10 protein-coding genes are annotated in these 9,944 nt (G+C 65.0%); 4 read left to right on the top strand and 6 right to left on the bottom strand.

Features of this window, described 5'->3' with window-relative positions; translation table 11 throughout:
• Positions 1-386 precede the first annotated feature (386 nt).
• Positions 387-3,254: a PAS-domain containing protein gene (locus AC0L3X_RS45685; protein WP_063980013.1), complete on the top strand. Its 2,868-nt coding sequence runs from the start codon at positions 387-389 to the stop codon at positions 3,252-3,254.
• A 32-nt stretch (positions 3,255-3,286) separates the two neighbouring features.
• On the opposite strand, the gene AC0L3X_RS45680 is transcribed toward AC0L3X_RS45685, so the two are convergent.
• Together AC0L3X_RS45680 and AC0L3X_RS45675 are read right to left on the bottom strand one after the other, a co-directional pair.
• Positions 3,287-3,586, bottom strand: coding sequence for a hypothetical protein (locus AC0L3X_RS45680; RefSeq protein WP_063980014.1), 300 nt, complete (start codon positions 3,584-3,586; stop codon positions 3,287-3,289).
• Positions 3,587-3,712: 126 nt separating this feature from the next.
• A complete protein-coding gene (locus tag AC0L3X_RS45675; protein ID WP_063980015.1) occupies positions 3,713-4,183 on the bottom strand; it encodes a MarR family winged helix-turn-helix transcriptional regulator in 471 nt (156 codons plus the stop codon).
• Between the two features lie 97 nt (positions 4,184-4,280).
• Here AC0L3X_RS45675 and AC0L3X_RS45670 point away from each other — a divergent pair, with 97 nt between their 5' ends.
• A complete protein-coding gene (locus tag AC0L3X_RS45670) occupies positions 4,281-4,649 on the top strand; it encodes an antibiotic biosynthesis monooxygenase family protein (RefSeq protein WP_063980016.1) in 369 nt (122 codons plus the stop codon).
• A 185-nt stretch (positions 4,650-4,834) separates the two neighbouring features.
• On the opposite strand, the gene AC0L3X_RS45665 is transcribed toward AC0L3X_RS45670, so the two are convergent.
• Positions 4,835-6,529: a bifunctional diguanylate cyclase/phosphodiesterase gene (locus AC0L3X_RS45665; RefSeq protein WP_063985945.1), complete on the bottom strand. Its 1,695-nt coding sequence runs from the start codon at positions 6,527-6,529 to the stop codon at positions 4,835-4,837.
• A 221-nt stretch (positions 6,530-6,750) separates the two neighbouring features.
• On the opposite strand from AC0L3X_RS45665, the gene AC0L3X_RS45660 reads away from it, so the two are divergent.
• Positions 6,751-7,011 (top strand): hypothetical protein, encoded by a 261-nt coding sequence (locus AC0L3X_RS45660; RefSeq protein ID WP_063980017.1) that lies wholly within the window; start codon positions 6,751-6,753, stop codon positions 7,009-7,011.
• A 4-nt stretch (positions 7,012-7,015) separates the two neighbouring features.
• On the opposite strand, the gene AC0L3X_RS45655 is transcribed toward AC0L3X_RS45660, so the two are convergent.
• The 3 genes from AC0L3X_RS45655 to mtgA all read right to left on the bottom strand — a co-directional run bounded on the left by AC0L3X_RS45655 (position 7,016) and on the right by mtgA (position 8,821).
• Positions 7,016-7,651 (bottom strand): hypothetical protein, encoded by a 636-nt coding sequence (locus AC0L3X_RS45655; RefSeq protein ID WP_063985946.1) that lies wholly within the window; start codon positions 7,649-7,651, stop codon positions 7,016-7,018.
• Between the two features lie 143 nt (positions 7,652-7,794).
• A complete protein-coding gene (gene rpmF / locus AC0L3X_RS45650; protein ID WP_028149139.1) occupies positions 7,795-7,977 on the bottom strand; it encodes a 50S ribosomal protein L32 in 183 nt (60 codons plus the stop codon).
• Positions 7,978-8,146: 169 nt separating this feature from the next.
• A complete protein-coding gene (gene mtgA, locus AC0L3X_RS45645) occupies positions 8,147-8,821 on the bottom strand; it encodes a monofunctional biosynthetic peptidoglycan transglycosylase (protein WP_354131707.1) in 675 nt (224 codons plus the stop codon).
• 161 nt (positions 8,822-8,982) lie between these two features.
• Here mtgA and AC0L3X_RS45640 point away from each other — a divergent pair, with 161 nt between their 5' ends.
• Positions 8,983-9,906, top strand: a complete 924-nt coding sequence (locus tag AC0L3X_RS45640; protein ID WP_063980019.1) for a polyprenyl synthetase family protein — start codon at positions 8,983-8,985, stop codon at positions 9,904-9,906.
• Positions 9,907-9,944: the final 38 nt, after the last annotated feature.

Genomic DNA, 9,944 nt, shown 5'->3' with positions numbered 1-9,944 from the left:
GGAACTCGTGCTGTACGGGCCGTAGGGTAAGGTCGGGCCCAACATCCGCCGTCGTCCCTGCGAACGCAGGGACCCATACCGCGTGATCTACCTGTGAGCCCAGACGCCGGTACCGCGGGAAGATCATTCCGGATCAGTCTTCGCCAAACTGCGCCCTGGGGTCATGGGTCCCTGCGTTCGCAGGGACGACACCTGATTTGTTGCAGGCTCTCGGCCAACTCTGGCTTGCAGGCACTTCCGCATTCGCGCGCCGGCACACACTCTACGCATCCCCAGTCACCCTCCGTAAACTACTGCGCTTAAGGGAATTTTCCGGCCTCTTCGCTACGCTCAGTGGCTGAACTACGTTGCGTTAAGTCTATTGCCGGCCGAGACCCGTCGATCCCATGACGCCGATCCGCGATAACGAGCTTGGTGCACGCCACGCAGAGGGCCCGCAGGCCCTCGTCGGGCTGAGCCAGCTTGCGCTCGATCACATGGAGCAGGGCGTCTGCGTCTACGACGCCGACAACCGGATCGTGCTGGTCAACCAGAGCTATCTGTCGCTGTTCGACATGTCGGCCGACATCGTGCATGTCGGCACGAGCTACCGCGAGGTGCTCGCACACAGCGCGGCGCGCGGCAACTTTCCTCAGGACGAGCTCGACGCGCTGTATACGAAGCGGATCGCGCAGATCGCAGGCGGGAAGCCGTTCCGCACGGAGCAGCAACTGGCGAGCGGACTCGTCATGGCGCTCGAGCTGAAGCCGCTTCCCGGCGGCGGCTGGATGACGATCTGCGATGACGTCAGCCGCCTCGCCCGGCTCGAGGCGGAATTACGCGTGCAGACGGAGCGCAGCCAGCACGCGCTCGCCAACATGTCGCACGGCCTCATCATGTACGATGGCGACAGCCGTGTCGTCGTCTGCAATGAGCGGTTTCTGAACCTCTACAATCTCGACCCCGACATCGTGAAGCCGGGCGTCTCGCATTGCTCAGTGATCGAACACTGGATGTCGCGCGGCAACCTGCCGGGCATGCCGATTGACGAATTCCGCCACACGCGCCTGGAGGACGTGCGCGCCAGGAAAGCGAAGACCCTGCTGGTGATGCGCTATGACGGCCGGATGGTGCAGGCGGTGTCCCGCTTCCTGCCCGACGGCGGCTGGGTGACGGTGCATGAGGACGTCACCGAGCGGCTGCAGTACGAAGAAGCGCTGCGGCAACAGAACTTCATCCTCGATGCGGCGCTGGAGAACATGGCGCACGGGCTCGCCTTCTACGACAGCGACATGCGCCTGCGCGTCTGCAACACCACCTACCGCAAGATCTATCGGCTGTCGCCGGAGGAAACCAGGCCTGGCACGCATCTCGGCGAGCTGATCGAGCGGTCGATGGTGAACGGGGCGTTCACTTCCGAATACAGTCCGCAACAGCTGCTGGAAGCCGCCAGCGCGAGGATCGCGAACCACGATTCCTCGCCGATGCGCCGGCGCATGTCGAACGACACCGTGATCTCGGTGCGCTACTGCGCGCTGCCCGAGGGCGGCTTCGTCGCCACCTACGAGGACATCACCGACCGCGAGCGCGCGATCGAAGAGCTGAGCGAGCAATACCGCCGCTTCGACGCGGCGCTGAACAACATGAGCCAGGGCCTGTGCATGCTCGATGCGAGCCTGCGCGTCATCGTCTGCAATCGCCGCTACATCGAGATGTATGGACTGTCGCCCGATGTCGTGAAGCCCGGCGTCTCGATGCGCGAGATCATGGAGCATAGCTGCGACCTCGGCATCCATCCGAACACGACCGCCGCGAGGATCTATGCCGACTATGTCGAAAGGCTGCGCGAGGGCGAACACACGCTGCACCGTCACCTGAACGACGGCCGCATCATCAAGCTCAATCACAAGCGGATGGAGCACGGCGGCTGGGTTGTCACCTATGAGGACGTCACCGAGCGCCACAAGGCCCAGGCCCGCGTGGCGCACATGGCGCAGCACGATTCACTCACCGACCTGCCCAACCGCACGCTGTTCCGCGAGAAAATGGGCGAGGGACTGAACCAGGTCGCGATCGCCGGCGGAGCGATGGCCGTGCTGTGCTTCGACCTCGATAATTTCAAGACGGTCAACGACCGCCTCGGCCACGCCGCCGGCGATCGGCTTCTGCGCTGGGTCGCGTCACGGCTGAAGGAGAATGTCGGCGAGCATGACACCGTCGCCCGCCTCGGCGGCGACGAGTTCGCCGTTCTCCAGCGCGGACCGCAGCCGCAATCGGCGGAACGGCTCGCCCGCCGCCTGGTCGAGATCATCGGCCACCCGCCGCCGCTGGAAAGCCAGTCGATCCATGTCGGCGTTTCCGTCGGCATCGCGATCGCGCCCGATCACGGGCTCGATGCCGACGAGCTGATGAAATGCGCCGACCTTGCGCTGTACCAGGCCAAGGCCAAGGGGCGCGGCGCCTACCAGCTGTTCGAGCCCGAGATGGAGGAACAGGCGCGCGGCCGGCACGCGCTGGAGCACGATCTGCGTGGCGCGCTTGAGGCACGCGAATTTCACCTCGTGTTCCAGCCGCAGGTGCGGCTCGACACCACCGAGCTCACCGGTTTCGAGGCGCTGCTGCGCTGGAAACACCCCTCCCGCGGCTTGGTCTCGCCGGCCGAATTCATTCCTCTCGCGGAGGAGAACGGGCTGATCGTCCCGATCGGCGAATGGGTGCTGCGCACGGCCTGTGCGACCGCGGCGTCCTGGCCCGATGTCACCGTCGCGGTCAATTTGTCGCCGGTGCAGTTCCGCTCGCGCGGACTCGTGGCGATGGTCGCGAGCGCGCTTGCGGAAGCCGACCTGCCGCCGCAGCGGCTCGAGCTCGAGGTCACCGAGACCGCGCTGCTCGACGACAGCGAGGCGACGATCGAGATCCTGCACCAGCTCCGCGCGCTTGGCGTGCGTGTCAGCCTCGACGATTTCGGCGTCGGCTATTCCTCGCTGAGCTATTTGCGCAAGTTTCCGTTCGACCGCATCAAGATCGACCGTTCCTTCGTCGGCACGCTCGGCGAGAGCCCGGAGAGCGTCGCCATCGTTCGCACCATCGCCAGCCTCGGCTCCGTGCTCGGCGTCGAGACCACGGCGGAAGGTGTCGAGACCATCGAGCAGCTCGACTTCGTCCGCGAATGCGGCTGCACAGCAGTCCAGGGCTACTATTTCGGCAGGCCGTGCCCGGCAGCCGAGGTCGGACGCACGATCGAGCGACTGAGCGCGGTCAGACGCGTGGCGTGACGCTCCGCTTCACCGCGACGCTCTCTCTATCGTTACGCCCGACACGACCTCAGGCGATTGAGCGTGGCACGATCGGCCGATGCGAGCGCATTGCTCCACTCCCGTTCGGAGAGGTCTCCGACCAGGCTGGAAAGGCTGATGGCAAGTGCACGAAGCCGCGCATTCTCCTCAAGAAGCAAAAAAACGTCGTTCGACGGGGATTCATCGTCCGAAAAGCTAGCGCCTTCGCAGAGCTGCTGCGACAAGAGTTCGAAAGACTCGTCACGCACGGTATCTTCGGCAGTGGAAATCAGCTTCTGTCTCTTATGACGCATTAAATCTTCATCACTCATGGCAAATTCCCCAACTCAGGACATGCCTCCAACCGCATTTGGATACATCGATTGAGTCGGCGGCGGATTTGAGTCCGAAATGGGCTCACACGATGTACGCCTCGTGTCCCCCGGCGCCTCGCTTGCTTACTCGTTCGCTTCACCGGCGTCTTTCAGACCGGCTCGCAGTGCGGTCACGACGCGATGGGCCACGTCGATATCCCTGACCGACAATCCATCCGCAAGGCCGTTGACCCACGGGACCTGCAAGCGGCCGGCGGCGTCGTAGACCTGCCTGCCCTTGTCGGTGAGCACCACAAGCTGCGCCCGGCGATGATGCGGGTTGGTCTCGAAGACAACGAGACCATCACGCGCGAGGTCGTTGACGATGCGCTGCACGTTCTGGCGATTGGCGCCGAGATTGCGGGCGAGCCAGGCGACCGGCTCCGGGCGCTCGGCGTCGGCGATCGCCCCCAGGATCTGCCAGCGCGCACTGGTGAGGCCGAGCGACGTCACCAGCCGGTCGCCAGCGGTCAGAAGCAGGCTGTTGGCGCGGAACATGTCGAGGATGAGGCCGGTCAGCGCTTCGCCCGCCGGGGTCCGTTTGGTCTTGTTCATTTGGCACCATTGATCCGTATTGACATCATGATGTCGATTAGCTATATCCGGGACTGTCGAATTGACATTATGACACCAAATTGACCGGAGCAATGTCATGCCCCTCATGCGCCCCCTCGACCCTGCCTTCCCGATCGACCGTCAGATCGCGCTCGAAACCGGCCCCGTGGTGCTCGTGAACGTGTTCACGCTCGACGCCGAGGATGAGCAGAGCTTCCTCAAGACGTGGCAGGACGACGCCGCCTTCATGAAGCGCCAGCCCGGTTTCATCTCCACCCAGCTTCACCGCGCCGTCGGCGACAGCCCGGCCTATCTGAATTACGCGGTGTGGGAATCCAACGCGCATTTCCGCGCCGCTTTCACCCACCCGGAATTCCGCGCAAAGATCGCCGCCTACCCCGCATCCGCAGTCGCGAGCCCGCATCTGTTCCAGAAGGTCGCGGTGCCCGGTATTTGCGTGGGGTAGCTGCGCGCCTCCCACTCAGCTGTCATGCCCCGGCTTGACCGGGGCATCCAGTACGCCGCGGCCTCTCGGCTTAAACACAACTGTCTCTGGAATACTGGATCGCCCGATCAAGTCGGGCGATGACAGCGAGCATGCGGAAAGCCCCGCGCAGCTCGTCGTTATCCGACGAAGCAAGGGACGCAGCTCTATCCTGCCGCAGGCAGTGCGCTGTCCGGCGGCGTGCCCCATGGGCGGTCGGCTGAGGCGAGCCCGATCAGGCGGCCCTGGATGTAGTCGCAGCCCCAGTCGCGCAGCATGGCGGCGGCCTCTTCGTCCTGCACCCACTCGGCGACCGTCTTGATGTCGAGGCGGCGGGCGAGGTCGATCAGGGTCTGCACAAAGGCGCGGTCGTCGGCGGAACGGGTGATGTTCTGCACGAAGGCGCCGTCGATCTTGACGATGTCGACGCCGAGCTTGCGCAGGTTTCGGAACGAAGTGTAGCCAGCGCCGAAATCGTCGATGGCGATGCGGCTGCCGAAATTCTTCAGCCGCGTGACAAAGCCACGCACGTCATCGATGTCCTGGATCGCGACCGTCTCGGTGATCTCGACGATCAGCCGCTCGGCGACGCCGGGGTGGGCCAGCATCAGCGACTCAATTCCCGCCCACCAGTCCGGATCCATCGTCGTATCAGGCGAGATGTTGAGGCTGAGGCAGATGTCGGGCGCGGCGGCGAGCTCGGCGACCACGAGCTCGAGCACGCGGTGATCGACCAGGCGGATCAGGCCGAGCCGTTCGGCAACCGGCACGATGTCGGGTGCCAGCAGCACCTGGCCGTCGCCCTGGTCCATCCGCACCAGGCATTCGTGGAACGCGCAGTCGCGCGAGGCGGCCGCGACCACCGGCTCATAGGCGAGCTTGATGCGGCGCTCGTTCAGCGCGGTGACGATCTCGTCGGTGACACGGATGTTGACGCGGCGCTGTGCGTCGCGCGCGGCATCCGGGCGCCACGCCGCGAACGAACCGACGCGGCGTTGTTTTGCCGCGTCCAGCGTCTCATGGGCGCGATTGACGGCCTCGTCAGTGCTGCGGGCATAGCGCGGCACGCTAACCGCGCCGATCGACGCCGTGACCGAGACCGGGCCGGATTTGGTCGGCACCACCTCGTCGCGGATGCCGGCAAGGAAGCGCTCGGCGGCGACGTTCATGTCATCGACGGTGCAGTTCTTCAGAATCAGACCGAACTTGTTGCCGGAGAAACGGCCGAGCACGTCACCGCCGCGCAGGCGGGCGCGGATGCGCTTGGCCACGTCGAGGATCACGGCGTCCGCGACGTCGAAGCCGAAAGCGTCGTTGACGCGGGCGAGATGATCGATGCCGACCAGCATGAAGGCTGCGGTCGAGCGGAAGCGGGTCGTCTCCTCGATCGCCTCGGCCAGCGCCGCGATCAGGTGGGAACGATTGAGCTCGCCGGTCAGCGGATCGAGCCGAGCCAGCTTGGCCAATTCCTCGTCGCGGGCGTGGCGCTCATTGTTGATGCGGATGGAGCCGATCGCGCGCACCGGGCGGCCATCGGGGCCGGCGAACCAGCGGCCGGTCTCCTCGATCCAGACCACGGGATCGGCGGCGCTCATGCGCACGCCATATTCGACCCGGTAGGGCGCGCCGTCGGCGCCGTGCACCGGCGAGGTCTGCGCCAGCGCGGCGGTCCGCAGCGTCTGCGCGGGCTCGATCAGCTTGGCGAATTCGGCGCCGGTCGCGAGCCGCTCGGGCGGGATGCCGGGAAAGACGCTGGCGACCTGCTCACCCCACACGATGGAATCGCTGGCGATGTCCCAGGCGAAAACGGCCTGACCAAGAGCGGCCAGGATGTCGGAGGCTTGCGGCAATGCAGGGGTCAAAATCGCCTCGTTTCGGGACAGCAGGGAGTCCTGAGTCGGCACAGAATACGGCCAGATTCGACTCCGACTCTAGGCAAAGTTCATAAACAATTTGGAAACCATGTTTCGCAGGCCCGCGGAACCAAACCGGCCCGGCCGGCATAGGCCTTGCGAGTACATGACACGCACCGGCGCCAGCGTCTCGAAACGCGACAGGCCTCGCCGGATCAACGGTGATTGCGATGTTAAGTACTGATCGATCGGACTGCACGGACAACGGCACGGGCACGGCCCTGGTGCCGCTGCTGCCGACGTTGCAGTGGGTCCACAAGGCGCCGCTGCCCCGTCCCGATCCGAGCTTCGTCACCCAACTCATCGCCAATGCGGAGCACCTGCCCCAGGCCAGCCGGCTCCGCCGCGCCTCTTCCGAAGATGCGCAGACGGCCTATGGCGGCAAGCGCCCGCTTCCGAGCGTCACCGCGCGCACGCGGCAGGTGGTTTGAAGGATCAGCGCGGCGCGTCGGGAGACGGCGGCGTGCCGTTGCCCGGTTGCAAATCCGGCGAGGGAATTTCCGGCGAGGGCGGGTTCACGGGTTTCGGCGCGGGATGATCCTTCAGCACGGATTCGGCGACCGACTGCGCTGAAGGCGCGGGTGGCACCGCCGGCGCAGACACCGGCTCGAACTTGGGTTCGGGCGCCGCGTCGTCCGCTGCCGCTTCGGCCTGGCGCTTAGCCTTGCGCGGCGCCGGCACTGTCGTCTCCGCGACATAGGTGACGCGGCGGCGCGTGCGCTGGGCGATACCGCCGAGGAAATCGGCCATCGCGAGCAGCACCAGCAGGAAATAGGTGGAGTTGCCGAACTTGGGCCACATCACGAATTCGGCCGCGGCGGCACCGAACACGATCAGCGACAGCAGATGATCCATCAGGAATTTCGAGCCGGGCCGCGCGCCTTTGACCACCTCTAACAGCAGCAACACGATACCGAGCGCGAGCATCACGTCGGCAAGCGTGACCGGCCAGGTCTCGCCCGTGATCATCGGCACCCTGAACAGCACGTCCGTAAAGGACACGGACGGCATCAGGAAGGCGATGATGTTGTAGACCGCGAGCGGGATCAGGAGCAGCGGGAAACCGACCATCGGCGAAATGCCTTCTCGATCAAGATATCCGGACAGGACAATGCGGCCGCGAAGCATTAGCTCCGCCGCCGTCATTGTCATATCTCATTGGGTGGCCGAAATCAGGCAGGCGAAATGATCCTGCCCGGAGAAAGGTCCTAAATTCAGGACTCTTTCTTCTTCAGGACCTGACGGCCCTTGTACATGCCGGTCTTGAGGTCGAGATGGTGCGGACGACGGAGCTCGCCGGAGTCCTTGTCTTCCGCATAGGTCGGCTTCTTGATGGCGTCTGCCGAGCGGCGCATGCCACGACGCGACGGCGAGGTTTTTCTTCTCGGAACGGCCATTTCAATATCCTCTAGGGATTGGTGTTGTCAGGGCATCGTCCGCGAGGGGACGGCTCAGCACCCGCAAACCGAGGCGAGCTGAATGCCGATCAAGGCCGGGCTTATAGAGGAAGGCTGGCCGTAAATCTAGGCTTTTGGACCGGAAAATACGTCCGAAAAGGGCCCAAAATCAGCGATTTTCCCGCCAGCAGGTCAAAAGCGAGTTCGCCTGCGCCCTCGCCACATAGGTCCCCGCCAGCCGCCGGACGCCAGGCCCGGGGGTCCGGGCGCTCCGTTTGACCGGATTGGGCAGGATCGAGGCCAGAAGTGCCGCCTCCCGAGGCGAGAGGTTGGCCGCCGATTTGCCGAAGGCATAGGCGCTGGCCGTCTCGACCCCGAACTGGCCCTGGGGACCGAGCTCGGCGATGTTGAGGTAAATCTCGAGGATTCGCGCCTTGGGCAGGACGAGATCGATCCACAGCGCCAGCGGGAATTCCAGCGCCTTGCGGACGAAATCCCGCCCCTGCCAGAGGAACAGGTTTTTTGCCACCTGCTGGGTGATGGTGGAGGCGCCCCGGAAGGGCGTACCGTCCTCCTTCGCATCGTCGATCGCCTCGCGCAGCGCGCCCCAGTCGATGCCATGATGCTTGCAGAAATGGGCGTCCTCGGCCGCCACCACCGATCGCAGCAGTGAGGGCGACATCGCGGCCAGATCAATCCACTCCCGATGCATCGGCGAACCCCGGAGCGACCGCCAGGCCATCAGCGTCGAAACGGGATGGCCGGTGCGGTAGAACGGCGCGATCACGTAGGGCGCGAGAGCCACGACCACGAGCGCTACCAGCAGGGTCTTGACGATGCGCAAATCGACCTTTCCGGCGCAAAATGAAACGCGGCCACGGATCCCGCCATTAAGTCTGTGATAATTCTGGCCTTTTCCAGCACTTTTTAGGCCTTCCAAACGATTGACTGAGGCGGGCGCATAAAGGATTGTCCCGCCGAATTTTAGTTCTGGAGCCCTTCTTGATGACCGGCACGTCCCCGTCCGATTTCGCCAAACGCCTGGACAAGACCGCTGATGACACCGAAGCCCTGCTTGGACGCCTGCTGGCGGACGACATCCTGCACGATGAGATCGCCCGTCCCAAGCGACTGATGGACGCAATGCGCTATTCGAGCCTGAACGGTGGCAAGCGCCTGCGGCCGTTCCTGGTGGTCGAGAGCGCCGCCGTATTCGGCGTTCCCCGCGAAGCGGCGCTGCTCGTGGGCGCCGCGCTCGAATGCATCCACTGCTACTCGCTGATCCATGACGACCTGCCGGCGATGGACAATTCGGACCTGCGCCGCGGCCGCCCCACTCTGCACAAGAAGACCGATGACGCGACCGCGATCCTCGCCGGCGACGGCCTGTTGACGCTCGCCTTCGACATCGTCACCCGCGATGAGATCCACCGCGACGCCAATGTGCGCCTCCTGCTGACGCGCGCGCTGGCGCGCTGCGCCGGCATCGGCGGCATGGTCGGCGGCCAGATTCTCGATCTCGCCGGCGAAGGCCGTTTTGGCGGCAACGAGCCGATCGATGTCGCCCGCATTCAGCAGATGAAGACCGGTGCGCTGCTGCGCTACGGCTGCATCGCCGGCGCGATTCTCGGCCAGGCCTCGCAAAAGGAATATCAGGCGCTCGACGATTACGGCCGCGCGCTCGGCGAAGCCTTCCAGATCGCCGACGATCTGCTCGACGTCGAGGGTGATGCGGCGGCCCTCGGCAAGCCGGCCGGCGCCGATGCCGCACTCGGCAAGACCACCTTCGTCACCCAGCTCGGCATCGAAGGCGCCAAGCAGCGCGTGCGCGACCTGCTCGCGCGGGCCGACGGCGCCGTGTCGATCTTCGGCGACCGCGCCGCCGTGCTGCAAGCCGCCGCGCGCTTCGTCGCCGAGCGGAAGAACTGATGTAGTGCACGATCTTCACCTCGCCCCGCTTGCGGGGA

The organism is Bradyrhizobium sp. MI1.7 (assembly GCF_055811795.1).
This window is presented reverse-complemented; position numbering and strand designations above follow the sequence as displayed.

Excerpts from the sequence above, each read along its gene's own strand:
- AC0L3X_RS45685 (WP_063980013.1), top strand. The coding sequence starts at position 387 with ATGACGCCGATCCGCGATAACGAGCTTGGTGCACGCCACGCAGAGGGC.
- AC0L3X_RS45680 (WP_063980014.1), bottom strand. The coding sequence starts at position 3,586 with ATGAGTGATGAAGATTTAATGCGTCATAAGAGACAGAAGCTGATTTCC.
- AC0L3X_RS45675 (WP_063980015.1), bottom strand. The coding sequence starts at position 4,183 with ATGAACAAGACCAAACGGACCCCGGCGGGCGAAGCGCTGACCGGCCTC.
- AC0L3X_RS45670 (WP_063980016.1), top strand. The coding sequence starts at position 4,281 with ATGCCCCTCATGCGCCCCCTCGACCCTGCCTTCCCGATCGACCGTCAG.
- AC0L3X_RS45660 (WP_063980017.1), top strand. The coding sequence starts at position 6,751 with ATGTTAAGTACTGATCGATCGGACTGCACGGACAACGGCACGGGCACG.
- AC0L3X_RS45655 (WP_063985946.1), bottom strand. The coding sequence starts at position 7,651 with ATGGTCGGTTTCCCGCTGCTCCTGATCCCGCTCGCGGTCTACAACATC.
- rpmF (WP_028149139.1), bottom strand. The coding sequence starts at position 7,977 with ATGGCCGTTCCGAGAAGAAAAACCTCGCCGTCGCGTCGTGGCATGCGC.
- AC0L3X_RS45640 (WP_063980019.1), top strand. The coding sequence starts at position 8,983 with ATGACCGGCACGTCCCCGTCCGATTTCGCCAAACGCCTGGACAAGACC.